Annotated in this window: 15 protein-coding genes, 3 pseudogenes and 1 CRISPR repeat array; of the genes and pseudogenes, 10 read left to right on the forward strand and 8 right to left on the reverse strand. The window is 68.6% G+C overall.

Annotated elements, in window-relative coordinates:
* Positions 1-424: 424 nt before the first annotated feature.
* The 3 genes from ABEA77_RS16780 to ABEA77_RS16790 are packed head-to-tail and all read right to left on the reverse strand — an operon-like array spanning position 425 to position 6392.
* A complete protein-coding gene (locus tag ABEA77_RS16780; RefSeq protein ID WP_345647605.1) occupies positions 425-5119 on the reverse strand; it encodes a putative T7SS-secreted protein in 4695 nt (1564 codons plus the stop codon).
* Positions 5119-5781 (reverse strand): hypothetical protein, encoded by a 663-nt coding sequence (locus ABEA77_RS16785; RefSeq protein ID WP_345647607.1) that lies wholly within the window; start codon positions 5779-5781, stop codon positions 5119-5121. The genes ABEA77_RS16780 and ABEA77_RS16785 overlap by 1 nt, the downstream gene beginning before the upstream one ends.
* Positions 5778-6392: a hypothetical protein gene (locus tag ABEA77_RS16790; RefSeq protein WP_345647610.1), complete on the reverse strand. Its 615-nt coding sequence runs from the start codon at positions 6390-6392 to the stop codon at positions 5778-5780. Before ABEA77_RS16790 ends, ABEA77_RS16785 begins: the two co-directional genes overlap by 4 nt.
* A 1710-nt stretch (positions 6393-8102) precedes the next feature.
* Here ABEA77_RS16790 and ABEA77_RS33995 point away from each other — a divergent pair.
* From ABEA77_RS33995 to ABEA77_RS16830, 9 genes and pseudogenes are all read left to right on the forward strand, one after another.
* A pseudogene (locus tag ABEA77_RS33995) lies at positions 8103-8543 on the forward strand (hypothetical protein); the annotation flags it as partial.
* A gap of 834 nt (positions 8544-9377) precedes the next feature.
* Positions 9378-9711: direct repeats of the CRISPR family, unit length 29 nt; unit sequence CTGCTCCCCGCACCCGCGGGGATGGACCC.
* 371 nt (positions 9712-10082) lie between these two features.
* The gene (gene casA / locus ABEA77_RS16795; RefSeq protein WP_345647612.1) at positions 10083-14720 is read left to right on the forward strand and encodes a type I-E CRISPR-associated protein Cse1/CasA; all 4638 of its coding nucleotides are present in this window, start codon (positions 10083-10085) and stop codon (positions 14718-14720) included.
* Positions 14717-15424, forward strand: a complete 708-nt coding sequence (casB, locus tag ABEA77_RS16800) for a type I-E CRISPR-associated protein Cse2/CasB (protein ID WP_345647614.1) — start codon at positions 14717-14719, stop codon at positions 15422-15424. The genes casA and casB overlap by 4 nt, the downstream gene beginning before the upstream one ends.
* Positions 15421-16689: a type I-E CRISPR-associated protein Cas7/Cse4/CasC gene (gene cas7e / locus ABEA77_RS16805; RefSeq protein ID WP_345647616.1), complete on the forward strand. Its 1269-nt coding sequence runs from the start codon at positions 15421-15423 to the stop codon at positions 16687-16689. The genes casB and cas7e overlap by 4 nt, the downstream gene beginning before the upstream one ends.
* Positions 16686-17420, forward strand: coding sequence for a type I-E CRISPR-associated protein Cas5/CasD (cas5e, locus tag ABEA77_RS16810; RefSeq protein WP_345647618.1), 735 nt, complete (start codon positions 16686-16688; stop codon positions 17418-17420). The genes cas7e and cas5e overlap by 4 nt, the downstream gene beginning before the upstream one ends.
* Positions 17421-17422: 2 nt before the next feature.
* Positions 17423-18127, forward strand: coding sequence for a type I-E CRISPR-associated protein Cas6/Cse3/CasE (cas6e, locus tag ABEA77_RS16815; RefSeq protein WP_345647620.1), 705 nt, complete (start codon positions 17423-17425; stop codon positions 18125-18127).
* 3 nt (positions 18128-18130) lie between these two features.
* Complete coding sequence (cas1e, locus tag ABEA77_RS16820) at positions 18131-19141, forward strand: type I-E CRISPR-associated endonuclease Cas1e (protein ID WP_345647622.1); 1011 nt, start codon at positions 18131-18133, stop codon at positions 19139-19141.
* Positions 19138-19494, forward strand: coding sequence for a type I-E CRISPR-associated endoribonuclease Cas2e (gene cas2e, locus ABEA77_RS16825; protein WP_345647625.1), 357 nt, complete (start codon positions 19138-19140; stop codon positions 19492-19494). The genes cas1e and cas2e overlap by 4 nt, the downstream gene beginning before the upstream one ends.
* 1369 nt (positions 19495-20863) lie before the next feature.
* Positions 20864-21106: pseudogene (locus tag ABEA77_RS16830) on the forward strand (tyrosine-type recombinase/integrase); the annotation flags it as partial.
* 279 nt (positions 21107-21385) lie between these two features.
* On the opposite strand, the gene ABEA77_RS16835 reads toward ABEA77_RS16830, so the two are convergent.
* Both ABEA77_RS16835 and ABEA77_RS16840 read right to left on the reverse strand, forming a co-directional pair.
* Complete coding sequence (locus ABEA77_RS16835; RefSeq protein WP_345647627.1) at positions 21386-21787, reverse strand: DNA-binding protein; 402 nt, start codon at positions 21785-21787, stop codon at positions 21386-21388.
* A complete protein-coding gene (locus ABEA77_RS16840) occupies positions 21784-22032 on the reverse strand; it encodes a type II toxin-antitoxin system CcdA family antitoxin (RefSeq protein ID WP_345647630.1) in 249 nt (82 codons plus the stop codon). The genes ABEA77_RS16835 and ABEA77_RS16840 overlap by 4 nt, the downstream gene beginning before the upstream one ends.
* A 105-nt stretch (positions 22033-22137) precedes the next feature.
* Between ABEA77_RS16840 and ABEA77_RS16845 the strand changes: the two are divergent.
* Positions 22138-22782: pseudogene (locus tag ABEA77_RS16845) on the forward strand (tyrosine-type recombinase/integrase); the annotation flags it as partial.
* Here the strand turns inward: ABEA77_RS16845 and ABEA77_RS16850 are convergent.
* The 3 genes from ABEA77_RS16850 to ABEA77_RS16860 form a co-directional block, all read right to left on the reverse strand.
* A complete protein-coding gene (locus ABEA77_RS16850; RefSeq protein WP_345647633.1) occupies positions 22779-23369 on the reverse strand; it encodes an HNH endonuclease in 591 nt (196 codons plus the stop codon). The pseudogene ABEA77_RS16845 and the gene ABEA77_RS16850 sit on opposite strands and share 4 nt — an antisense overlap.
* Before the next feature lie 283 nt (positions 23370-23652).
* On the reverse strand, positions 23653-24030 hold the full coding sequence (locus ABEA77_RS16855; RefSeq protein ID WP_345647658.1) for a hypothetical protein: 378 nt from the start codon (positions 24028-24030) through the stop codon (positions 23653-23655).
* Between the two features lie 2 nt (positions 24031-24032).
* A complete protein-coding gene (locus ABEA77_RS16860; RefSeq protein ID WP_345647635.1) occupies positions 24033-25922 on the reverse strand; it encodes a hypothetical protein in 1890 nt (629 codons plus the stop codon).
* Positions 25923-26302: the final 380 nt, after the last annotated feature.

Here is a 26302-nt window from a genome sequence, read left to right on the forward strand (position 1 = left end):
CGAAGGAAGGCGGACTGGCTGTTTTTTCGCGTCGCGGGACCCTGTGCATGTCATGAGGACGACAGGATGGCTTGCCTCTCCGTTTCGTAGACCTCAATAGCCCGCGGATCGTGATCGTAATAAGATTCCCAGAATCCGATTTGGTTCCATGACTCCGGGCACAGGGAAAGCGAGCCGGTATCGGACTGGAAATATCGCCAGGTCGGCGGCAGTCGATGTGACGTAACGGTGAACACCCTACTGTCGAAGAGTGCTGATTGTCTCAAACCCCCTTCTGTGAACTCGACGCGGAAGAGTGCACTCTTCCCGTGACCCACAGAGACCTCAAAAACCACGTACTCCTCCTCTTCCCTGAGTGCGTCGATGCCCTGGAGGATACGAGGGTCGGGATTCTTTGGGCGTTCAAATCGGGCTCGCATATTCTTCACCTTCTGTTCAGGATGACCTTGTAGTCATAGTTCAAAACTCGTCCCGTCTCGGGATTATAATAGTAGTGGACTTGGAAGTCGCCGTAGGGTGATTGGTGCGTCTTCGTTGTGTATTTTCCCCAATCGCCGAGGTTGCTTCCGTCTGAAGTCATGGCCTCGCGTACTGCAGGGTTGCCGATTTTCTCGCCGTCGATCACCCGGCGGGAGTCCGTGATGGCCTGGGGGGTCAGCCACCCGTTCTCGTTGAAGATCGATCCGGCTGAATCCCTGCGCAGTTGATCGGCCAGCCTCTGTGCTTCGGCTGATCCCGGTACGAAGTTCTCGTTTGTGTCCCTGCCGTCCTCGCCAGTTTCATTCAGGCATCGTGGGGCCAGACCCAGCGGATCGCTCCACGTGTGCGGATTGTGCACGTAGGTGGCGGGATTGGGGGCAGGGGCCAGTCCGAGCGGGTCGGGGGTGGTGTAGCGCGCGGTTTCCGGGTCGTAGTAGCGATGGTGGTTGTAGTGGAGGCCGGTTTCGGGGTCGTGGTACTGGCCCGGGAATCTCAGTGGTGTGTGGGCGCGGGCGTCCGAGCGCCATGCCGTGATGCCCCAGAGGGTGGCGCGGGCGTGCCAGGCGACTGCACCGTGTTCGTCGACGAGCTCGGTGGGGGTGCCGACGAGGTCGGTGATGATGGAGAAGAATCGTGAGTCGATCTCCTCATGGGGTGCCTCGGCTGTGGTGATGCGCTCCGTCTGGGAGATCGGGTGGAGTCCGCGGTGGTCCCAGGTCGTGATGACCGGGTTCGGCATTTCCGCGGAGGAGGAGGTCTGTTCGCACAGCGTGGTGCCGTCCCAGGTGAAGGTCGTGCGCTCGACGACGGTCTCGCTGTCGGCGGCGAGGCGGATCTTTGCGGTGCGGCGGCCGAGGGGGTCGTAGGTGTAGCGCCAGCGGGTTCCATCGGGGGTGACGGCTGAGGCCAGGCGGTCCTCGGCGTCCCATTCGTAGCGCCAGGTGTCCGGTTTGCGGGAGAGACGGGTCTTCTGCCGGAGGGTGACGCGGCCGAGGGCGTCGTGTTCGTAGCGGACGTTTCCGGCGCGCACGAGGCTGGTGCCGCTGTACTCGCGTTCGCCGGTGGCCTCGTGGCCGGGGTGGGTGGCGGGCCAGGTGGCGCCTGCCTGGTTGCCGGCGGCGTCGTAGGCGTACGTCTCCGTCCAGTTCGCGGCGCGTACCGCGGTCACTCGGCCCATCACGTCGAGGTGGAACTCGCGCTTCCCCGCCAACAGGTCATCCATGGCCGTGAGGTGGCCGTCGGCGCGGTAGGTGTAGGTGCGTTGCTGGACCGTGCGGCCTTCGGCGACGGCGGTCTGGGCGGTGAGGCGTCCCGAAGGGTCGTACACGCGGGCCGTGGTGAGAGCGCCTGCGACGCTGCGGGAGACCTCGCGGCCGCTGCCGTCGTGGGCGAAGGTGATCGGACGGCCGGAGACGGTCATCCCCGTGACGTTGCCCGGCTCGTCGTACGACCAGGTCGTGGTGGCGCCGCCCGGTGTGGTGCGTGAGGTGCGCCGGCCGAGGGCGTCGTGGGTGAAATGGAGGGAGCGGCCGTCGACCGTCTCTGTACGGACGTTCCCTGACCGGTCGCGAAGGAGTGTGACCGTGCTGCCGTCGGGCCCGGTGGCCTGAGCCAGTTGGTCGGTCAGGTCGAAGGCGTAGGTGGTGACACGTCCGTCGACGGTCTTGCTGACGACGCGCCCGAGTACGTCGCGCTCGTACTGGATCGTCTGGCCGAGATGGTTCACGCGCGAGGTCAGCCGGTCCGCCGCGTCGTGGGCGTAGCCGACGACGCGGTTGTCGAAGTCCGTCTCGGATACCAGCCGTCCCGCCTCGTCGTACGTGTAAGTCCAGGTCTCACCCCGAGGGTTGGTGACCCCGGTGAGGCGCAGCTCCGTGTCGTGGGTGAACTCGTGGCGGACACCGTCCGGGTCGGTGCGGGCGGTCATCAGGTCGAAGTGCGTGTACTCCCAGAGGGTCGTGCCGCCGAGTGGGTCGGTGTGGCTGGTGCAGTTGCCCTCTCCGTCGTACGTCCACGACTCGGTCGCTCCGTCCGGTGCCGTGCGACGGGCGAGTTGGCCCTCGACGGTCCACTCCAGACGTGTGGTCGCGCCCGACGGGTCGGTGATCGATATCGGGCGGCCGAACGCGTCGCGCTCGTAGAGGGTCGACGCACCGGTGGGGCCGGTGACCCGCAGGGGCAGCCCAGCGGCGTCACAGAGCACCATGGTCCTGCCGCCCAGGGGGTCGACGACGGAGGTGAGGCGGCCTGCCTCGTCGTACGTGAAGGCCGTGGTCATACCTGCGACGTCGGTGTAGGAGGTGCGATTGCCGCGCTCGTCGTAGGAGGAGCGCTGGGCCGAGCCGTCAGTGCCGATGATCTTCACGGGCAGGTTCTGCTCGTTGTACTCCGCGTGGATCTCGCCGCCGTCGGCGCGCACGGCGCGGGTCAGGTTGCCTCGATCGTCGTACGAGTAGCGCTGCGTGTGGCCGAGGGGGTCGGTCCGGGACAGGAGGCGGTCGCGCCGATCGCGTGCGAAGCGGGTGACGCCCCCGAGCGGGTCCGTCTCGGCGACCACCTGGCAGGAATCGTTGACCACATAGCGACGGGTGTGCCCCGCTCCACTCGTCGTCGTGGTGACCCGCAGACCGGTTCGGGGATCCGTGTCGTCGTACGACAGGCGCAGGCTCACGTGGCCTTCGGTACCGCCCTCCGCCGTGCAGCGGTCCTGCTCGTCGTACGTGTACGCGTAGGAACGGTCGTTGCTGTCGGTCCAGGAGGTGACGCGGCCGCGGTCGTCGTAACTGAACCGGAGAGCCCTGCCGGCGGAGTCGGCCACCTCTACGAGGTCGCCCTCTCCGGAGTAGCCGTAGCGCTTGATCACTTGGCCGGTGCCACCGGGAGCCGCGCCCGCGAGGAGGAGAGCGGTGACTCGACTCTCCGCGGTCGTGAGCAGGAGTCGGTAGCCGCCACTCGACACGATGGCGGTGGGGGTCCCCTCGCTGTCGTGCTCGAAGGCGGTCCAGTTGCCGTTGCGGTCGTCGATCTGCTCCAGGAGAGCGATCGACCCGTCCCGATCGGCGAAGTGCCGGACGTGACCGGTGGCCGGATCGGTCACGGTGTAGCCGTCGTCGACGCGATCGAGCGGCCTTTGTGGCCCGTGGTGCGGCAGGGTGGGCACGCCCGGGGCGGGGTGCGGGTAGTCGAGCAGTAGGCCGTCGGCACCGACGAGGACGACGCCTTCGGCGTCGATCTCCAGACGTTCGTCGACCGTTGAGGCCCACGAGGGACCGAACCATTTCCCGAGCCGATAGCCGGACTCGACGCGACGCGTGAACCCCACCGGTAGGTTTCCGGGGAGTTCGATGTCGGTCTGCGGCAGGTACATCATGCCGGTCGTCAGGTCCACGGGGTCGGTGGGGTCCCGCTCGACCTTCTCGGCGGCCTTCCCGGCACGCTCCTCCGGTGCATCCCGCAGCGTCTTGCGTGCGGCGCTTTCCGCTCCGTCCTCCAGTCCCTCCTTGACCGCGGTCTTCAGGCCGAGGCGCAGTCCGCCCGCGGCGAGCCCGGCGCCGTCGGTGCCGACGAGTTGTGGGATGAGGCGGCCGACGAATTCGGAGGGGTCCTTCTTGAAGCCGTCGACGGCTGTCTGGACGATGCGTTCGGGGTGTGCGGCGGTGGAGACGAGGCCGGACAGGGTCATGCTGGCGTTCTGGAGGTAGGCGGCGGGGTGGGTGAGGTTGTAGGGGTCCACCGGGTTGAGGCCGCGGACGAAGTCGACCAGGCCCGCGGTGCCCTTGAGGACGCCGCCGGTGACGTGGGTGAGTTCGGTGTGGGCGGCCTGGTAGCCGTCGACGACGTCGTCGCCGAGGCGGGAGAGCGGCGGGGGTTCGGCTGGGGCGTGCGCGAGGGCCGCCTTGATCTTGCCCTGCGCTTCGGAGGCGGCGGTGTTGCGCTGCTTGCGGGCCTCGGCCAGCTTCGCCCGGGCTGCTTTCACGTCGGCTTTGCCGGGGTCCACGAACGGGTCGGGTTTCGGGCCGGGGTCCTGGTTCGCGTCGATCTTCGCGTTGTACGCGTCGACCTTCTTGTTGTACGCGTCGCTCGCGTCCTTCGACGCCTGGACGCCCTTCTTGTACAGCGCCACGGCCTCCTTGGCCTGGCCCTGTGCCCACGTGACCGTGTGAGCGTATGCGTCCAGCGCACCCGCGGCTGTCTCGCACGCGGCCGACGCCTGGGCCCACTTGGCGGGATGCAGATCGAACTTCTCCCGGAAGGCGTCCCCGCCCTGGCCCTTCCACCCGGAGGAGTCGATCTTCTTCATCCCCGCCGAGACCTTGTCGAAGGCGGTGTGGAAGTCGCTCAGGTGCTTGGCGCCGTCGCGGATCTTGCCGGGGTCGCCGTGGACGAGCTCGTTGGCTTCCTCGGTCTGTCCGAGCTGCTGTTCGCCGGGGGTGGCGCCGAGGTCGGAGGCGACGTCGTCGCCCCAGTCCTCCACGCTGTCGGCCCAGTCGTGCAGTCCGACGTGGTCGAGGCCGTCGCCGACCTTGTCGGTGGCCCAGTCGACACCCTCGCCGACCTTCTTCTTGCCCTCGTCGACCAGATGCCCGCCGTAGCCCAGGCCCTTGTTGATGCCGTCGCCGATATTCCCGAGCAGGCCCATCAGCCGTCACCGCCGGTATTGCCCTGCCCGGCCGCTTCGGCGTGGGCCTCGGGGGAGGGGCCGAAGGTGTTGTCGAGATACTGGTCGTACCGGTCGTCGGAGACGCCCGCGATGGTGTGCAGATTCCCGGGGTTCAGCCCCATCGGCCCCAGGGTGTGGGAGGTCATCACGTCGCGGGCCGCGTCCTTCCACCCCTGCTCGCTGTTGGACAGGGCCTGGTCGAAGGACTCCTTGCTGAAGTCCGTACTCCTACCGGAGGTCGCGATGTCGCCCCAGCCCATCTTCTCCACGTCCTCCTCCGACGCGTACGGATTACCGACCGCCGCGTTGGTGACGACCTTGAAGGTGCCCTCCAGGTACTGCTCGTTCTCGTAGTACGTGCCCGCGGACATCCCCGTTCCCCGGGCCAGCGTGTTGCCTTCGTCGACCAGCGCCCGCACGCCCCACTCCCACCGGTCGCAGAACGTCCGCAACTCACCCGTCAAACCCTCGTGCCCGAGCTCCAGCCCCGACAAGGCGATACCGCTGAAGCCACGCCCGGCCCCTGCCTCTCCGACCATGCCCAACTCCCGCAACTCACCCAGCGCCCCGGTCAGGCCCTGTGCGATCAGGTCGAGCCCCTGGGTTTCCAGATCTTCGCCGCCGCTGCCACCACCGCTCACGCCGCGCCCCCCGGATCGTCGCCGTCCACGTCGATGTCCACCGCCACCGCATCGGGCACGATGCCCCGCACGGGCGGAAAGACCATGCCGTCCTGCCCGTCCGCACAGTCCAGCGCCACCCCGCACGGCACCCCCGCCGCCGGCACCGCCACATCCAGCAGCCGCGCACCCAGAACGGACTGATACGCCCACTCGCGCGCCGCACCGCCACGCGCCACCGCGTAACGCGCCAGTGCCTGTTCGTCGGAGAACGCCAGGATGAAGCGGAAGCCGTTGAGGTCCGCTGTCAGGAAGCCCCGCTCGTCCTCCGTAACGCCTCCTTCGCCCAAGGGGACGAGAACCGCGGTACGCCGGAACTTCCCTAGCATCTCGGCGAAGGCGCGCCGCCGCGAGGCCACGTCCACCGCGGGCTCAGCGGCCACGTTCGCCACCGGCACCGGCCATGGTTCCCGATGCTCCGGTGGCGCCGCTGTCTCTTCTCCGTGGGAGGCCCCCGCTCCCAGTCTGGCGGCCGTCGCCTCCGTGCCTGCAGCCATCTTCGCCACATCGGCGAGACGCAGTCCGCTCCTGTCGCGACCGTGCCGGGCTGCCTCGTTCCCGTCCTCGGACATGCGTGCATCATTTCAACGGCGGCGATGGCACGGCAACGACCGTCCACGATTCCCGGTCACGGAGAGCGCAGGCGCCGCCTGCCCTGGCGTGCCAGCGACCACCCTCCCGGGGCGGACCGGGCCGTCTGGGGCATGCCCCGACGGCCTCCGAGCGCGAGGGCCGCGGCATATATGGGAGGTGGCACACCCTGTGGCGAGCAGTGCCGCGACGACCGCCGCAGCACGGCTGCCGGGTGCCTGTGTCTGCTCAGTTCAGTACCTCGCCGGCGGTGTCCGCGACGGGTACGCCGCAGCGCCGAGCGTCCACCCGAGAGGCAGGAACCACGACCTGGCGGTGCCGGTCGCGGCCGCTCCCGTAACGGTCAGGCCCAGCAGACCCGCCGTGTCGCGCAGGACGGAGCCGAACGGCCCGGCGAGGAGTGTCTGGCCACACGGAGCCCGAGCACGCATCCCGGGGAATCGCCTGTAGCACCTGCCGCAGCAGCGCCTCCTCAAGGCCCTGGACGACGTGGCTCGCCATCACCTCGTCCTCGGCGCCCGGCACGGTCTCCTCGACCAGCGCGGCGGCCGGCCCCCGTTCCTGCCGGGGGTGCCGGCGGATTGCGTCGACGAGGCGGTTCGCGCCGATCGTCGAGAGGGGCCGACCGCGCTGCGCTCGGCTGCCGACCCCGCCTAGCTCCCGGGCCGCCCGCCACACCGCGAGGCTGGTCTCCTGCGGCATGTCGGCCACGACATCGTCATCAGCGCGTCGGCGGCGCAGCCGCACCGCCGGCCAGGGCGCGGTACGCCGGCACACCTCGTCGAACGCTGCCCTCTCACGCCCGGCGACCCGCCGCGCAGCCCCTGCCGCGTCGAGGTCTCCGATGCCTTCCACACCCGGCAGGACGACGCGCCCACTGATCCGGGTTCTCAACCACCTCGACGCCGAGGCCCCAGGGCGCGAGGCGGACGCCACCTGTGTGGGCAGCCGTCCCCTTCCCGTACGGTACGGTCCTCGCCCGCCGGACCATCGGGGCCCCGGAACACGCGGTCGCGGATGCTCGGCCTCTTCACAGGCGGGGACCACCAGGCCGGCAACCAGGCGGCATCCGCGGACCTGTGACTCCGCGTACGTGAGGATGGTGTGAGGTGGGCGACGGCAGGTCACGGCAGCGAAGCCGTCCGCCCTTCGGCACCGCACATGGGCCTGCCGTGTCGACGGCCACCTCATGCAAGCCGACGCCCCCGGATTCCCCGCACCCCGCCGACCACCACCACGCCTACGTGGCCGACCCGTTCACCCGGTCCGGCGCGCGGCCTGCGCCCGTCTGCATCGCTGACGCAGACCAAGGCGCGGGCGCTGCGCGACGCGGGGTATCCCCGGGAAGAAGCGGCCTTTCGATGTGATCGAGGTGGTGCCTACCACTGGCCCGGAGTACACAGGGCGAGACAACTCCTCGACGAGAATGATCAGCCCATCTTCTACACACGGGAGAATGGCACGAGGCCCCATCGGCCGATAGCGTGGCGTAGCAAGATCACTGGTTCGGTCATCAAAGCCCCGGCGATCCCGGTTATCGACCAGTGCATATTCGTAAGGTCGCATGGAAACACCCGGAATGGGTAAAAGCGGGGAGCAGAGGACGCTACTGCTATGACCCTTCGCTGGATTGACCTGATGCGCAACGGGAAGGAAATTTTCCAGCTGTACGAGTCGCCCCCTCGCTCGATCGCGTGAGGCTCCGGTCCGCGCATCTCGACTGGCGCGGCCCGGCCGTCACCCTGAGGGCCAATTTGCCGACCTTCCCTGACGAACCACCCGCGGAGTGGGCGGAGGCCGGACGCGACACCTGCCGGCTGCACATTGGGCTCATCGCCGTGGAGGATCTCGTCATCCATGAATGGCCCATGGGCGATCACGCGGGTGTTTCACTCGAAGCGCCGATCGGGCGAAGAGTTCGAGCCGATGTCGTGAGGAGCGGCACGCAAGTGATGTCCTTCACCGCGAGCGTGAAAGTCCGCACAGCAACCTGGAATTCCATCTGTCCTTCCGGGGGTTGCGGAACCTCAGCGTCGCGGGCTGGTGCCCGCCATCATCAAAAGAATTGGATTTCTCGGCGTCTCCGACAGCCGGAATGTTCGTCACGGTGTCTTCTGACGGCAGCTTGCTGAGTTTCGCAGCGGCGTCGGCCCGGCTGGAGAAAGTCAGCGGCGCACTGGTGCAGAGGGGCCATCAACCGAACCCGCGGGTGCCGGGGCGGCCTCGCCACGGGTGACGAGAACCAAACTCGTGCTCTCGACTTGTGAGTTACGTGCCCCAGTGGCGTCGCCAGCGCGGGAGGAAGGCGTCTTCGGCTCTGCTGTGCCCGGGGCGGACGGCGCGGGCGAGTGGTCCGGGCTCTTCGGCAGAGGCCTCCGACACGCTCATGGAGGTCGATGTCGAGCGCGGTGCCGACCTCATGACGTACCTCGCGGACGATCTCGTCATACCCGGTCGACTTCGTCGCCGACGTGAGCCCGGACGCCGGGGCGTCCGAATCGAAGAGTTACCGGAAGCACTACCGAACCACGTGTCGCCTGCATTCCCCTCTTCATCTACCGTGCGGCGGCGTCCTATCGAATTGGGACAGGCGCCCACGCGAATGCGCCTCTTTCCGAGCCGCCGGGCCGTAACCGTGTCTCACTCCATGACGATGGGCTGTCCCAACCCGCCGTCTCCAGGAGAAGACATGGGATACCAAGTCAAGTGTGGATCAACGAAAACCAAGACCGGTAAGCCTTGCCGGAGGCCGGCCATGATCGGCTACTCTCGCTGCCAAGCGCACCGAGGTGACTGGACTCCGAAGCAGAAGAGGAAGACAAAGAAGCGCTGAACGGCCAGAGGAGACGCCTTTGTGTAGTGCGGAGTCGACGTGCATGTCCGCCGACACAATGCACCAAATGTCGCTTTCTCTGCAGTTGGCTCAAGGCGACCCGCCCCTCCAGGAAACCTGCAGGTCACTGAGACTGCTCCCCGCACCCGCGGGGATGGACCCTCGTACGCCTCACCAAGACTGACGACGACTACCTGCTCCCCGCACCCGCGGGGATGGACCCCAAAAGTGCGACACAACCCAATCCTGCGAAGTCTGCTCCCCGCACCCGCGGGGATGGACCCTTCGCGGACTCGGGGTGGCCCGTGAGGTGGAGCTGCTCCCCGCACCCGCGGGGATGGACCCATCTCGGCGGCCTCGGCGGCGTAGTCCTCGGCCTGCTCCCCGCACCCGCGGGGATGGACCCCAGCGCGTGGCGGCTCTTGTGCGCAGCATGAACTGCTCCCCGCACCCGCGGGGATGGACCCCTCCAGATGCCCGACGGGTCACTGCTGCTGGACTGCTCCCCGCGCCCGAGGGGTGGACTTCTGCCTCATCGGTCCGAGAGCGAAGCGCAGATCCTTCAGTCGTCTGATCTCACTCGTGATGCAGTGCAGTGCGCTTCTGGCGGTCTGAGGGCGACGGTGAGCCTGTCGGCGGCTTGTGCGTGCTCAGCCCCGCATGAGCGGACAACCCCGAGGGCTCGCCTCTCGCGAGGTGGGATGTCCGTCTTCTTTCTGAATCTGGTCGATCCTGTTCCTTCTGGATGGATTTTGATCACTTCGCGCTACTGCCTCGTAGGAGCACCCGCCACCCTGTTGAATGGCCGCCGTGCGGGGCGATGAAGGCAGGACGGACAATGCCACTTGGAGATCTGCTGACCGGTGCAGCCAGGACCGTGTGGGCGAAGCACGACCGGGACACCGACAAGTGGCTGCCGCTGTGGCGGCACATGGCGGACAGCGCTGCCGTCGCCGGGCTGCTCTGGGACAACTGGCTGCCGCGCAACGTGAAGGAGTTGATCGCGGAGCCGCTTCCCGGCGGAGAAGCCGATGCCCGAAGGCTCGGCGTATGGCTCGCGGGGACGCACGACATCGGCAAGTGCACGCCCGCCTTCGCCTGCCAAGTTGATGGCCTTGCCGATGTAATGAGCCGCGCCGGGCTTTTGATGCGGACGCGCAAGCAGTTCGGCGACGACCGGCGGATCGCGCCGCACGGTCTGGCCGGGCAACTGCTGCTGCAGGAGTGGCTGGAGGAACGGCGCGGGTGGACGCGCAGGGCGTCGGCCCAGTTCGCTGTCATGGCAGGCGGTCATCACGGGGTGCCGCCGGACCACACCCAGATCCACACCCTGGACGCACATCCTGAGCTGCTGCGGGCCCCCGGCCCGGCCGAGGCCGTGTGGCGACGGGTGCAGACCGAGTTCCTCGACGCCTGTGCCGACGCTTTCGGGGCGGAGGACCGGCTCGGCGACTGGCAGCGGGTGAAACTGCCCCAACCCGTACAGGTATTGCTCACCGCGCTCGTCATCGTGTCCGACTGGATCGCCAGCAACCCCGATCTCTTCCCGTACTTCCCCCAGGAGCATCCCCTGGGGGAGAGCGAGCGGATTGCCGCAGCATGGCGGGGACTTCAGCTGCCGCAGCCCTGGTCACCGGCCGAACCACGCGAGTCGGCCGCGGAGTTGATCGCCGCCCGGTTCGATCTGCCGCCTGGAGCCCGGGTCAGGCCCGTACAGGAGCAGGCTGTCGCCATGGCCCGGGCCATGCCCCACCCTGGAATGCTGATCATCGAGGCGCCGATGGGCGAGGGGAAGACCGAGGCTGCGCTCGCCGTCGCCGAGATTTTCGCGGCCCGTTCAGGGGCGGGCGGATGCTATGTGGCGCTGCCCACGATGGCGACGAGCAACGCCATGTTCCCTCGCCTGCTGGCCTGGCTCGACCGGCTGCCGACCGCCGCTCCCCTCGCGGCGTCCTCCGGACCTGACCAGCACTCCGTACTGCTCGCCCACGCCAAGGCGGCCCTCCAGGAGGACTACGCCCTCCTGCTGCGCGACAGCCACCGCACGATCGCCGCGGTCGACGCGTACGCCGACGCGCACGCACACCCGGGCAAACAGGTCGGCGAAGGCGAACGAGCCGCGACAGCGTCGGCTGCCCTCGTCGCCCACCAGTGGCTGCGGGGCCGGAAGAAAGGCCTGCTCGCGTCCTTCGCCGTCGGGACGATCGACCAGCTCCTGATGGCCGGCCTCAAGAGCAGGCACCTGGCCCTGAGGCACCTCGCGATGGCGGGCAAGGTCGTCGTCATCGACGAAGTCCACGCCTATGACGCCTACATGAACATCTACCTCGACCGCGTGCTGTCCTGGCTGGGCGCCTACCGCGTGCCGGTGGTGGTCCTGTCGGCGACGCTTCCCGCGCACAGACGCCGGGAGTTGGCTCAGGCGTACGCGGGGGCGGGCGCGGAGAAAGTGGCCGAGGCCGCGGGCTATCCGCTGCTGACCGCTGTCGTCCCCGGCGAGGCGCCCGTGATGGAGTCTCCCGCCGCCTCGGCTCGCCGCACCGACGTGGTGCTTGAGCCCCTGTCGGACGACGATGCCGTACTGGCCGACCGGCTGGCCGCAGAACTGGCCGACGGCGGATGCGCGCTGGTCGTGCGCAACACGGTCGACCGCGTGATGAGCACGGCGTCCGTGCTCCGGGAGAAGTTCGGCGCCGAGCAGGTCACCGTCGCGCACGCGCGGTTCATCGATGTCGACAGGGCCCGCAAGGACGCTTCGCTCCTGACCCGCTTCGGACCACCGGGCCGCGACGGCACCTCTCCGCACCGGCCACAGCGGGCGCACATCGTCGTCGCCAGCCAGGTGGCCGAGCAGTCGCTCGACGTGGACTTCGACCTCCTGGTGACCGACCTGTGCCCGGTGGACCTGCTGCTCCAGCGCATGGGCCGCCTGCACCGGCACCCTCGTGGCGAGCGGCAGGCTGACCGTCCCGTTCGACTGAGGAAGCCGCGCTGTCTGGTGACGGGCGTCGACTGGCAGTCGCAACCGGCTCCCGAACCCGCCCGCGGCTCCCGCACCGTGTACGGCGCCTATCCGCTGCTGCGCTCCCTGGCCGTCCTGGCCCCCCACCTGGAACCGTCGGGCCGTCCGGTACGTCTGCCGGAGGACATCAGCACGCTCGTCCAACTCGCCTATGGGGACGGCGAACCCTGTCCGCCGCAGTGGGCGGAGGTCGTCGGCCCGGCCCGCGCCGCCCACGAGGAGAGTCGCGCGAAGCAGCAGCAGAAAGCCGAAGTCTTCCGGCTCGATGTCGTGCGCAAGGCGGGCAGACCGCTCATCGGATGGGTCGACGCAGGCGTCGGTGACGCGGACGACACGCCGGCCGGACGGGCGCAGGTGCGGGACAGCCAGGAGAGCCTTGAAGTCCTCGTCGTCATGCGCCGGGTGGACGGCACCCTGTGCACGCTGCCCTGGCTGGACAAGGGGCGCGGTGGACTCGAACTGCCCACTGACGCAGTGCCGTCCGCCCGTGCCGCCAGGGCGGCAGCAGCCAGCGGGCTGCGCTTGCCGTACCACTTCTGTTTCCCTGAGAAGCTGCGCCAGGCGCTCGCCGAGCTGGAGGAGCTGTACATCCCTGCGTGGCAGGAGAAGGAGAGCCACTGGCTCGCCGGTGAACTGATTCTCGCGCTCGACGAGGACTGTCAGACCCGGTTGGCAGGCTGGTACCTCGCCTACGACCCGGAGGAGGGCCTGCTGGTGACCCGTGACGAGCCGAGCAAGAGGGCGGAGGCGGCAGGGACGCTCACTACGACGCCCGCCTTCGACCTGACCCACCGTCCTTGGCTGCCCGTGCAGTTCACCGACGGTACGGAGCGGGAGCTGTCGTTGCTCGAAGTGTTCGACCAGGCGCGTGACATCCGCAGGCTGGTCGGTGACCTCCCTACGCAGGAATTCGCCGTCCTGCGTCTGCTGCTGGCGATCCTCCACGACTCACTGGGCGACGACCCGGAGCGCGAGTCGGCACCCGCCGACGCCGAGGAGTGGGAGGAGCTGTGGCTTGCCGCGGACAACCCGTTCGCCCCGGTCGCCGACTACCTCGACCGCCACCGCGGACGGTTCGACCTGCTGCACCCGCAGCAGCCGTTCTTCCAGGTCGCCGGGTTGCACACGGCGAAGGACGAAGTCTCCTCGCTCAATCGTCTCGTCGCCGACGTACCCAACGGCGACCCCTTCTTCAGCATGAGGAGGCCGAGCGTCGGCCGCCTCGGGTTCGCCGAGGCGGCCCGGTGGCTCGTGCACGCCCAGGCGTTCGACCCGTCCGGCATCAAGTCCGGCGCGGTCGGCGACCGGCGGGTCAAGGCCGGCAAGGGCTATCCGCTGGGTGTCGCCTGGGCGGGCAACCTGGGCGGTGTCCTCATCGAGGGGGACACCCTCCACGAGACGCTGCTGCTCAACCTGGTGGCGGGCGACACCCCCTGGCTGCGCTTCGGCGCGTCCGACAGACCGGCGTGGCGGGCCGAGCAGTGCGGAGCAGGCCAAGCCGACGATCTGGCCCAGCGCCCGTACGGCCTGCGGGACCTCTACACGTGGCAGTCGCGGCGGATCCGGCTGCACCATGACGCAGACGGCGTGCACGGTGTGGTCCTGGCCTACGGTGACCCGCTCGAACCGCACAACAAGCACGGGTACGAGCCGATGACGCGCTGGCGCAGGAGCCCCGCACAGGAGAAGAAGCGCGGGGAGCCGCTCGTGTACCTGCCCCAGGAGCACGATCCGGCACAACTGGCCTGGCGCGGCATGAGGGGCCTGCTGGCCGGCCGGGACGAGGGAGCCGACCAGAGGCAGGACGGTGCCGCCCGCCTGCGGCCGCAGATCGTGGAGTGGGTCGCCAGGCTGACCACTGAGGGTTTCCTTCCGCGCCGGCACCTGATCCGTACCCGGATCTTCGGCGCGCGGTACGGGACGCAGCAGTCGGTGATCGACGAGGTCGTGGACGACGGGGTACTGATGTCCGTCGTGCTGCTGCACCAGGGCGACGAGCGCTACGGACAGGCGGCCCTCAACGCCCTGGGCGACGCCGAGGACGCCGTGAGAGTCCTCGGGGAACTGGCCGCCGATCTCGCCGTCGCGTCCGGCGCCGATCCCGGTCCGCGCAGGAACGCCGCCCTCGACACCGGTTTCGGCACGCTGGACACCCAGTACCGCCGTTGGCTGCGCGACGTGGGCGCCGCACCCGATCCGTACGAGGAACGGGACCGCTGGAAGCGGCAGGTGCACCGGACCGTGCTCGACCTGGGTGCCGGGCTGCTGGACGACGCCGGTCTCGCCGCTTGGGAAGGGCGCGTCGTGGACGGGAGCGGTGGTCCCCGCTGGCTGAACGACACCGCGGCCGAACTCCGCTTCCGTACGCGTCTCAACCGGCTCCTCACCACCGCACCCGAAGATGCCACCGTCGCGCAGATCGCCCAACCCGCCCCCGTGGAGTCGCCGGTATGACCACCGCCCCTTCCGCAGCCTCCGAATCCGCCGTCCGGCAGGCACCGCTCGGCTCGGTCGGCGCCGCCGTGCACCAGCACATCACCAGGCTGCAGCGCGGCTACCTCGACGACCGCGGCGACTGTGTCGGCGCCCTGGCCCGACTGCGCCGCGGCATCGGCCGCCCGGCGGGTGAGACCCCCGACCTGTGGGGCCTCATCGGCACAGAACCGCTCTACGAGCGCTACGAGCGCGCCGACCTCACCGAGGAGGCGATGGGCCGGGCGGAGGAAGCGGCGCACGCCGCCGTCACGTTGTGGTCGCTGCACCAGCAGTCTCACCACATCACGCGGATGCACCGCAGGCCCGGCCCTGAACTCGGCGCCGCGGTACGCCGGTTGCACCCCGGTTCCGAGATCGACGAGCCGACTCGCAAGCGTTTCGTACGCGCCGGGACAGCTGCCACACCCGCGGTGCTCGCCAGCCGGCTGCGCGACCTGGTCCTGCTGCTGCGGCGCGACGCCATCCCGCTCGACTACGGGTTGCTCGCCGACCAGTTGTACGCCTGGCAGCAGACCGACGGCACGCAGCGCGTGCGCCGCTCGTGGGGCAGGTCCTACCTCGCCGTCCGGCCCACAGCGCCGGACGGCGACACGGCCGGCCGGGCCGGGGACAGCACGGCTGACGAACCCGACACCACCATCCCGGAGGACGACACCCCGTGAGCCGCACCATCATCGACGTGCACGTGCTGCAGACCGTGCCGCCGAGCAACCTCAACCGCGACGACACCGGGACCCCGAAGACCGCGGTGTACGGAGGCGTCCGCCGGGCACGGGTCTCAAGTCAGGCGTGGAAGCGGGCCACCCGCCGGGCGTTCCAGGACCTGCTGGACCCCGCAGAACTCGGTGTCCGGACCCGCCGCGTGGCCGAACTGCTCGCCGACCGGATCACCGCGGTGGAGCCCTCGCTCGACAGGACCGCCGCGCTGGCGCTCGCCGCCGAGACGCTCCACACCGCGACCGGTTCGAAGATCGAGGTGCCGCGCAGGAGGGCCGAGAGCGCGAAGAAGAAGGGCGAGCCGGAGCCGCCGCCGCAGTCCTCGTACCTGATGTTCCTCAGCTCCCGCCAACTCGACGGCCTGGCACGCCTCGCGGTCGAGGGCGCCGACGACATCAAGTCCTTCCTGAAGGCCAAGGAGAACAAGGACAGGGCCCGGGAACTCGCCGACACCCGGCACTCGGTGGACATCGCCCTGTTCGGCCGGATGGTCGCCGACTCCGCCGACATCAACGTGGACGCGGCGGCCCAGGTCGCGCACGCCATCAGCGTCCACCAGGTCGAGAACGAGTCCGACTACTACACGGCCGTGGACGACGAGAACGAGAGGGAAGAAGAATCCGGCGCCGGCATGATCGGCACCGTCGACTTCAACTCCGCCACCCTCTACCGCTACGCCGCGCTCGACGTGGACCGGCTGCGGGACAACCTCGGCGCCGGCCTGCGCTCCGACGAGCCGCTGCACGAGCCCGTGACACGGGCCGTACGCGCCTTCCTGCACGGCTTCGTGGCCTCCATGCCGACCGGGAAGATCAACACCTTCGGCAACCACACCCTCCCCGAGGCCGTGCTCGTCACCCTCCGCTCCGCCCGGCCCATCAGTTTCGTCGCCGCCTTCGAGGAGCCCGTCCTCGCCCCCCAGGCCGCCGGCGGCCACCTGCGGGGCGCCTGCACCCAACTGCTCTCGCACGTCTCCGACATCGAGAAGGCGTACGACGTCACTGGCGACCCGAGCTGGGTGCTGCGCGTGGGCGCGGCCACCGAGCCGCTGACAGCGCTCGGAACCGAGGTCAGTCTCAGCGGCCTTCTCGACGCGGTGGGCATGGCGGTGGCCGGCCGGCTGGAGGCGGGCGCGCTCTCCGACGGCGCAGGGGCCGTACCGGCACAGGCTCCGGCTCGTGCAGCGGAGGGAAAGAACCAGCCCGCATGAGTGAACGCACCAGTGTGCTGACACTGTGCCTCGCCGGCCCGCTCCAGTCCTGGGGCGCGTCGTCCCGCTTCGCCCGGCGTACGACGGAGCGCGCCCCCACCAAGAGCGGGGTGGTCGGGCTGCTCGCCGCCGCCCAGGGCCGCGACCGCGGCGCGGACCTGGCCGACCTGGCTGCGCTCCGCTTCGCCGTCCGGCTCGACCAGCCGGGCACACGGGTGCGGGACTATCAGACCGCGCACCACGCCGACACGGGCAAGTCCATGCCGGTCTCGGAGCGCTTCTACCTGTCCGACGCGGTGTTCGTCGCCGCCGTCGAGGGCGACCCGGACCTGATCGACGCCCTGCACGCCGCGGTCCGGTCCCCGGTGTACCTCCCGTTCCTCGGCCGCCGCTCCTGTCCACCGTCCCGCCCGGTCGACCTGCGCATCCATCGCGGCCGGCTCTGGCATGCCCTGGAGGCCGAGCCCTGGCAGGCGTCCGCCCGGGTGCAGCGCAGCCGCGGGCACCGTGTCGAACTCGAAGTGATCGCCGACCTGCCGGCCGGCGAAGGCCCCGGCGACGCCGTACGCGACCGGCCGCTCAGCTTCGCCCCGCACCACCGCCGCTACGGCCTGCGGGCCGTCCACTCTCGCGCCGTCACCGTCCCCAATCCGCTGGGCGGTTCGCCGGGCGCTTCCCGCCGGGACTTCGTACTGCCGAAGCACGATCCGATGGGACTACTGGAAGACTGACGATGTTCCTGACCCGATTCCGCATCAACACCGCGCGCATGGGCGCCCGTCGGCTGCTCACCTCGCCCCAGAGTCTCCATGCCGCGGTGATGGCGTCCTTCGCGGAGAGGCCCGACCACCAGGGCGGCGGTCCGCGCGTGCTGTGGCGTCTCGACCACCAGTCGCGCAGCGAGGTGCTGCTCTACGTCGTCAGCCCTGCCCGGCCCGACCTCACCCACCTGGTGGAGCAGGCGGGTTGGCCGACGACGGGCGGCTGGCAGACGAAGCCGTACGCGCCCTTCCTCGCCCGAATCGCCGCCGACGACACCTGGACGTTCCGGCTCACCGCCAACCCCGTGCACAGCATCAGACGGCACGCTGCCGAGCCGACCAAACGCACGGCGCACGTCACGCCGCGGCACCAGTTGGACTGGCTGCTCAAGCGGCAGGCGGACGCGGGCTTCGCCGTTGTGGAACGCTCCGAGCCCAGGCCGGACGGCCTCGACGGGGCCTGGCACGAGGTCGTCGTCCACAACCGAGGCGACCTCGCCTTCGGCAAGCGGAACGAGGCCGACGAACGCACCCACAAGGTGAAGCTGACCCGCGTTACTTATGACGGCCGGCTGCGGGTGCTCGACCCCGACGCACTGCGTCACACCCTCACCGCGGGCCTCGGCAAGGCCAAGGCGTACGGCTGCGGGCTCATGACCCTCGCTCCGGCGGAGTGACGTGTGACGACCGTCGGAAAGCGCCCGGCCACCAACCCCCGCCAACTCACCCGCCTCGGCGACCGCTTGTCCTTCGTCTACCTCGAACGCTGCCTCGTGCACCGCGATGCCAACGCCATCACCGCTGAGGACGCCGAAGGCGTGCGCCACATCCCGTCGGCGACGATCGGCACACTGCTCCTCGGGCCCGGCACGCGAGTCACCCACCAGGCCATGGCGGTGCTCGGCGAGAGCGGCGCCGTAGTGGTCTGGGTCGGTGAGAACGGCGTACGGTTCTACGCTGGCGGCCGGGCGCTGACCAGGTCCTCCGCCCTGGTCGAGGCCCAGGCGGTGGCGTGGGCCAACCAGCGGGCCCGGCTGGATGTCGCACGGGCTATGTACCGGTTGCGCTTTCCCGACGAGGACCCGGCCGGTTGCACGCGGCGCCAACTGCTGGGCCGGGAGGGCGACCGCGTCAAGCGCTGCTACGCGCAGGAGTCGGCCCGTACGGGTGTCCCGTGGCGGGGCCGCCGGTTCACACCCGGTGACTTCGGGTCGGGCGACACGCCCAACCAGGCCGTCACCGCCGCCGCGGAGTGCATGTACGGCGTCGCCCAGGCCGTGGTGGCCGCGTTGGGGTGCAGCCCGGGGCTCGGTTTCGTGCACTCGGGTCACGAGTTGTCCTTCGTCCTGGACGTGGCCGACTTCTACAAGACCGACGTCGGCATCCCGGTCGCCTTCGACGTTGCCGCGGAGGGCCCCGAGGACGTCGGCCCCCGTACCCGGCGGGCGTTGCGCGACCGGATCAACAGCACCGGCCTGCTTGACCGGTGCGTACGGGACATCCAGGCACTGCTCGCCCCGGCGGGCGCCGGCCCGCTCGGTGACGGCGACCAGGTGGCCCTGCTGGCCGACCGCGGTGCCGAGGTGGCGGCCGGCCGCAACTACGGTGCCGCCGCCGGCGGTCCGGACGGCGCATCGGCCCAGGGCATCGGCGCCCAGGACGCCTTGGCGCGGGACGGTGTGATCTGGTGACGGTCGTCGTCCTCACTCACTGCCCCGTCGGGCTGCGCGGCTTCCTCACCCGCTGGCTCCTGGAGATCTCGCCCGGCGTCTTCCTGGGCAGCCCCTCGGCCCGCATCCGCGACGCGCTGTGGGACGAGGTCCGGCAGTACGCCGGCAATGGCCGTGCGCTGCTCGCCTACGCCGACAACTCCGAGCAGGGGTACGCCTTCAAGACCCACGACCACGCGTGGCATCCGGTCGACCACGAGGGCCTGACCCTCATCTTCCGCCCGTCGGAGCGCCCGGCGAAGGAGCCTTCCTCCCGACCTGCGGGCTGGAGCAAGGCGTCCAAACGCCGCCGCTTCGGAAACCGGACGCCGTAGCCTCACCGGCGACGCGTCCAGCCGCCGCCGGCTGTACCGCTCGGGCGGCCGCCCCACCCGCCGGACGGACTGCGCCCCGACGGGGCCCCGACGGGCAGAGGCTCCTCCGCCCGCCTGGCAACAACCGATACACCCCGGACCGCTGCCCCCGCACGCGGCCCCCCCGCCCCGACCACAACACGACGCCGACGCGCGCAACACCCCGAGCCCACATCCAGCCCGAACCCCCGACGCCCATACCAGCGAACCCGCAACCCGCCCGACCAGCCTGCCCTACGAACACCCGGACCCAACGAGTCCCCTTTTTTCCATATGCCCCTTTCTCTCATCCTCCGAGACGTCACCGGCGAGGCGACATGGCTGGAGTTGCTCCCCGCGCCTGCGGGGATGGACCCAAGGTCACCGCCGCCAGGTGCAGGGCCCGGTACTGCTCCCTGCGCCTGCGGAGATGGACCCGTCTCCAACCTGACATCGGCCCTGCAGCAGTCCTGCTCCCCGCGCCCGCGGAGGCGGATGCTACGTCCCCACCTATCATGGCGTGGAACACCGACTATTCCCCGCACTCGCGGGGATGAGCCCTACTGCAAGGCGCCGGGCTAGCTCGAGTAACCCTGCTCCCCGCGCTCGCGGGGATGGATCCGGCCCCGCTTCAGATGCTCTGTTCGTCCTGCGGTTCTTTACGCCCGCGAAGAAAGCGCGTGACCGGCTCGGTGTGGGGGCGTCCGACCGCCGCCTCTTTATCTGCGCTGCGACGCTAAAGGGCACCCATGCATGTGAAGGCGGCCCGTGCGGTTTCCCCCTGTTCGCGGGCCTGGATCACTGGCGAAGTTGCCTTGCACGGCCAGCAACGGTGACGTAGATGAGAGGAGCCTTTCAGTAGTTGGGTGACTTAATCCTGAGTGGAGCGTTAGCAGTGCAGACTCCCACCAGGGGCGTCTGAGCGGAATGGGTGAGATTGCCTGTGCACGAGGACGATGAGGAACGCGGCTCAGAGTGGTGGCGTCAACCAGACTGGTGGCAGGTCTGGGTCGCCGTGGTTTGTGCTGCGATTAGCCTTATGCGCTAATGCGGCCGCTGATACAGCCACTGAGTCGGTGCGGATCGGGCCTGGACGGTCCTGTCCAACTTCGGAGCGCGGCACTTCCGGATGGTGTGGGGCCTCTGTCGTAGACCAGCATTCGGCTCGTTGTTCCGCTGGCGCTGCCTTCGGGGCCAGGTGGCCCGAGGGTAGGGCTGGGGCCGTAGGGCGCGGTATGCAGAGCTCTTTTTCCACGGGTTATGCGGGGCGGAAGCTCCGGCGTGCTGGCGGATCGTTCAGGAGCGGGCCGTCGGTTGTGGGGCTTGGCTTGGGCCCTGTGCATTCTCGGCCCGCGTCTACGATCTTCGGTACACAGGGCACAGCCTCGCCGCCCGGTCGGGCGTCACGCTCAAGGACACGATGGTGCGAGCCGGGCAGTCCTCTGAGCGGGCCGCGCTGATGTATCAGCATTCGGATGAGGAGCGGCAGCAGGAGGTTGCGGCCGGGCTGGACGAGCTGGTTCAGCGGCAGCGAAAAGCTGCACGGGAGAAGCCGGACGGCCAACCTGACACGGATCTGGCACGCGACGCTTAGAGAGGTCTGGACAACAAACAACCCCCGGGTCGCTGACCTGGGGGTTTGTCGTGGAGCGGGTGACGAGAATCGAACTCGCGCTCTGAGCTTGGGAATCAGTGGTTCTCGAACGACTGCATCGGCTCTGACCTGCGTGTTTGGTCGAGGCGTGCGCGGTTGGAGTGGCCTCCGGGCGCCGTACCTGACCGCTGTTGTCCGCTCCGCTGGGCACGGATGGGGCACGGGTGTCGACAGCGCACCAGAACCTGCTGCGGTGCATGCTTCGGGCGGCCTGGAGGATCAGAGAGGGATGATGCGGACCTGGTTGCCGCAGAGCTTGGTCATGTCGTCGCTGTCGGAGGTCAGCAGGGCGACGGGTTTCGGCTGGCGGAGTGCGACGTCGGCGACTGTGGCGTCGATGGCGTACTTGTGCCCGTGTAGTCCGGCACCTTTGAGGAGTTCCGCTGCTGCTTTCGCCGCCTGCTCGGTCACGGGCTCCACCTTGACGCGGGACAGGGCCCAGTTCAGGCGAGGCATGTTGGTGCGGGAGTGGGTGACTTCCACGATGGTGTTCGCGCCGATCACCAGGTCGGCTCCCATGTCGTGGAAGACCTGAAGCATCGCGAGGAGCTTGCGGTCCTGCGCGATCCAGGCGGAGAGCCCTTCCGAGTCCAGGACAACGGTTTCGATGCGCTCACTCACGCGGCGTCCGCCTCGTTGGATGAGCCGGCGGCACCGAAGATCTTCGAACGGGCGTCGGCGAGTTCCTCGTCGCTGAAGTGTCCGTGCTCCTCCTCGTAGCGGTGCAGATCATCGCCCAACAACTGGTGCCGAATCTGGCGGGCTACGGCCTCCGCCACGTAGCCGGAAACGTTGTCCGTGAGCTTGCGGAGCTCCGCCACCTGGTCGCTGGGCAGTGTGACGGTGATGCGAGTCGTAGAGGACATACGGCAAGCATACTGGAGTATGCGCGGAAGGGCTTGCGGGCTCCCCTTACCCATCGATCCCTTATGCGCGCAGCCAACTGCGTTCCACACGGGTGCGTCGGTTCAAAGGAGCGACCCACGGCGTCCGTCGCGGAGGCCGACGCGCTCGCCGACGCCATGGGGCCGAGGTGGCGGCTGATGGTGTACTTCGGCGCCTACGGTCCCATGCGGCCGGAGGAGCAGGCGGCTCTGCGCCGGACCGACGTCACGCTCGACCCGCTCGCGGTCAGGATCAGGGAGGCCGCGCCGGAACTGACCACGGGACGCCGGGTCGAGGGCGACACGAAGTCGGCCGCCGGACGACGCACCGTCTTCCTTCCCGCCTTCCTGCACACCGAGGTGAAGCGCCACCTGGACTGGTACGCGGAGAAGGAGCCGGACGGCCTCCTCTTCGTCGGCGAGCGCAAGGCCCCCTTCCGGCGCTCCACCTTCGGCCGCAAGTGGCGCAAGGCCCGCGCCCAGGTCGGGCTCCCGGAGAATTCCCGCTTCTACGACCTCCGCCACACGGGCCACACTCTGTCGACCCAGTCCGGCGCCACCCTCAAGGACACGATGGTCCGCGCGGGCCAGTCCTCGGAGAAGGCGGCGCTGATCTACCAGCACTCGGACAGGGAACGGCAGCGGGAGGTGGCCTCGGGCATCGACACCCTGGTGCAGGAGGGGCGTCGGAAAATGACGGAAGGGCGCCGCTCGGTTCTACGAGAGAATTAAATCGGCTCCGCAGCGATCATCTTCTCAATCAGTTCCATGCCCTTGGCTGTCAGAGCCACTACCCCGTCTGGCTTTTCGGCGGGCAATTCGCCCCAGTCCGGTATCTCTTTGAGCACTTCGACGATCCCGTCGTCAATGAGGTTCATGAGGAGCCACACCATGCCACGATGGATCGCGATATCTCCGAGTGCGAACGTGCTTCTGGCGCTCATATTGGCTCGCATTGTACTGATCACGGAGGGGACGTCACCAGATGCTACCCCCCTGACGTTGTCTCCGAGAATTCGGGCGTAGACCTTCAGTACCTGGCGCTCAACATCTGTATATCGCCCATTCAGCACTTCAAGGTTCTGTTTGTACTGGAGCATTGATTTGCGATCTATATCGCCTCGATCAAACCGCGTATGGCACGTCGGGCATAGAGCGATTAAATTATCGAACGTGTGCTCTTTGACCTTCGACCACGGCGTGATGTGCGCCAACTCCACCGGTGTCTGCCTACACGTGGGGATTGCGCATCGATGACCTGCTTCAACAAGTACGGTCCGCTTCAGTGCCGTTGGGATGTCTGGTCGGTCCTGAGCCATGGCAAAGACCCTCCGAACTCTAATGGGAAGATGCCTCGGTGATTGCTAATCAGCGGACAGTGCCAGGACCGCGCGCTCTTCGGGTGAGTCGTCCAAGAGGTTGCGCGCCTGGTCCGCCTAGCTAGCAGCCGGGGTGTCATAAGACATCCATGTGCCTTCCAGTCAGCCGCCAGACTTCGGTTCGCGGTCCTGGGGCAGGGCCCGTCGGCCCTGCCCCAGGTAGCCGTGACACTTGGCCGCCAGCTGGCTTTGGCGTTCTGCAGCGAAGAGGGAAAATTGTTCTTCAGCTGAGAAGTGCCTCGATCGCGCTACGGAGCGAACCAGCGAGCGAAGTCAGAGACGTGGCGGACCCGAGCGCGAGGCTCAGCATCTCCAGATTTTCGGTGAGGCGGCGGCCGTCCGGTGCCGGCGTGCTGAGTTCCTCGTCAATTCTGGCCACAGCCCGGCGGCAACTGTCGATGCTGTGCACCTCGTCAGCGTGGGTGTCGAGGGCGGCTTCCAACTCGGTGAGTCTGGCCTGTGCGGCCAGCAGTCGGGGATCGCTTGCCGCAGGTCCCGAGACGTGGACTTGGCGCATGTCGCCACCGACTCTGCCGGTGTTGACCTGGTTACCGTTGCCGGTGACGTTGGTGCCACCAGCGTTTGCTCGACCGAACCTCACGATCAACCTGCCTTCTCGGTTCTGTTCGCCGGACCGGCGGGCGGCGGGCCTTGTTGCATGCCACCGCCCATGTTGCCGGTGTTGACCTGGTTGTTGTCTCCTTCGATGTAGTTCTGAGTGATGGCGATGGTCTGGCGTGTGAACTCGGCGGTCGCCAGACCGTGGTCGGCGAGGAAGGCGCGCACCGTGCTGAACATCCGCGATTGCAGGATCGACACATAGCGCTGCACGTCCTCGGTGTGGTGCATGTCCTCAGTGGTCTCCCGACCGCAGTGTTCTCTCAGGCTCACCGGCCGTCCGTCGTCCTTCTCGCGGACGGCGACAGCGGCCGTCGTCACGGCGGTCAGCAGCCCGAGGCCGCGTCCGATGGTCGTGTAGGCCCGGGACGCGAGCGCGACGGTATCTCCGCAGGCATGGAGCGGTGTTTCTGCAAGTCTCCTGGCGAGATCCCAGCCCCTGGCGGGCGTTACGTTCGCAGAGGGAAGCAGCGGTGCCAGGACGTGTGGGCGGGTGACGAAGTGCAGCGTGTTGCCTTCCAGAGCAGCATGGGCGAAGACCGTGACGACGACTTGGCCGTCCCAGGCGACGACCTGCGCCGCGAGGTATCTCCGGGAGAAGTGCCCGGTGGGCGCCCCCCGGGCTTCGGTGCACATCTCAGTGGCCTCCGGCCACTCCGACTTGGCACCGCCCGTACCACTGCTCTGGCCCAAGCTCTTCCACCGGCCCTCGGGGATGCCGAGGAACTCGGCCACATCACAATTGGGCAAGGCGTGGGTTTCAACGAGCGTTCCCCGGAGTCGCTTCAACTCGTCGCGCACTTTGACGAGCAGCTCGTCCGCCTCGAATTTCTGATTCGCGTCGAGGTCGGGCATGTCCTCTGCGGCCAGGGGCAGGTCGTCTTCTTCATTCTCGCTGGTACGGGCTGACGTGAGCTGGATACGGGTCGCGCCCTTCGGCCACGAGTCGAGGCCGGCTCCGACGAAGCGATCCACCTGGCCTTCCTTGCGGTACGCGATGCTCTGCCACTGCTCGGTGACCTCGTGCGCCGCAATTCTCTTGGCGGCGAACGGCGCGAGGAAGGGACGCCTGGCGATGTGGCGGCCAGGACGCAGTGACTGCACGTAGGCGTGACACGCCCAGCGGTCAAGCAGATGAAGCGCAGTGACGGCGATCAGCAGACGCGGCGCGACCAGTAATCCCTCCAGGACGGCCTCACGCAGGATCGGGAGATGTGGCTTGGCGAAACTCCAGAGGGCGAACAGAGCCGCAGCGAGAAGGAGAGCCGGGACGAGCCCGTTGGAGCCCCAGCGCAAAATCGTCCGGCAGACTCGCCCGGCGAAGAACTGGCACAGCAACACGGCGGCGAGAATCGCTGCCATCCCACTTGGGTGGGAGCCTCCGAGGTAGACAAGCGTTGCCAGCAGCAGCGTGCCCCGGAGACGACGCTGCCGTCGTGCCGCAACGCTGTGCGTGAGCACTGGCGCCAGCCCGAACCCGAAGGACGGTGCCGGCCGCTTGCGCGCGTACAGCACGTTCGTCAGGGCCCACTGCGCGAGGGTCTCGCCAGTGAACCCGTCCAGAGCCCGGATGGGACGCGCTGGCCTGCCTTGAATCCTGTCCTGCCAACGTCCCAGCCAGTCCTGCGCCTGCCCGATGCGGTTGACCCGCGCGTGCACGGAGCTGGCCATCCCTCGGATGACCGAGTTATTGCCCGGCACGTCGTCACGTTTCGCGTACTCGGTCCGGGCGGCGCGCTGCCCGGGCACGTAAGCGATGGGCTTTCCGGTCCCGGTGTCCACAGGAATACCGGGGAAGGCGTCCGCTCTATGCGGGCCGCTGTGGTGCTCGCCGCTTCTGCGCGGCGCTACCGCTCGCCACGACAGCAGCGGCATACGCAACCTCCCCCGAGGACGCTTCTTACGAGAGCCACACCTTGAGGCATGAGGCCCCCGCTTTGCTGGCGAATGCTCCTGTCTGGCTCAGAAACATCTCAGCGTCGGCCGACACGCGGCGATTCATCGGCACCTTGAAAGTGGGCGGTAAACGTGCTCCCGCGTGCTGATGACACGGTTGGTTCGACGCAGTGACCCGGTGTCGCGTGCGCTGCCTTTCGGAGCCCTACCCGGGGTGGCCTCCATGGGCCGAGAACGGCGCCGAGGCGTCCCTACGGCTGGAGATGGGGCACGCGGAGGGCACGCCCCCCATAAAGAGGTCTAGCCTCGCGCTTTCACGAGGTGGGCTGTCCAAGAGTTGATCAGAAACACGGAAAGTG

The organism is Streptomyces tremellae, assembly GCF_039540215.1.
In the GTDB taxonomy this organism is placed as follows: domain Bacteria; phylum Actinomycetota; class Actinomycetes; order Streptomycetales; family Streptomycetaceae; genus Streptomyces; species Streptomyces tremellae.

Coding starts and splice junctions, on each gene's coding strand:
- ABEA77_RS16780 (WP_345647605.1), bottom strand. CDS start 5,119: ATGGGCCTGCTCGGGAATATCGGCGACGGCATCAACAAGGGCCTGGGC.
- ABEA77_RS16790 (WP_345647610.1), bottom strand. CDS start 6,392: ATGTCCGAGGACGGGAACGAGGCAGCCCGGCACGGTCGCGACAGGAGC.
- casA (WP_345647612.1), top strand. CDS start 10,083: ATGCCACTTGGAGATCTGCTGACCGGTGCAGCCAGGACCGTGTGGGCG.
- casB (WP_345647614.1), top strand. CDS start 14,717: ATGACCACCGCCCCTTCCGCAGCCTCCGAATCCGCCGTCCGGCAGGCA.
- cas5e (WP_345647618.1), top strand. CDS start 16,686: ATGAGTGAACGCACCAGTGTGCTGACACTGTGCCTCGCCGGCCCGCTC.
- cas6e (WP_345647620.1), top strand. CDS start 17,423: ATGTTCCTGACCCGATTCCGCATCAACACCGCGCGCATGGGCGCCCGT.
- ABEA77_RS16840 (WP_345647630.1), bottom strand. CDS start 22,032: ATGTCCTCTACGACTCGCATCACCGTCACACTGCCCAGCGACCAGGTG.
- ABEA77_RS16850 (WP_345647633.1), bottom strand. CDS start 23,369: ATGGCTCAGGACCGACCAGACATCCCAACGGCACTGAAGCGGACCGTA.
- ABEA77_RS16860 (WP_345647635.1), bottom strand. CDS start 25,922: ATGCCGCTGCTGTCGTGGCGAGCGGTAGCGCCGCGCAGAAGCGGCGAG.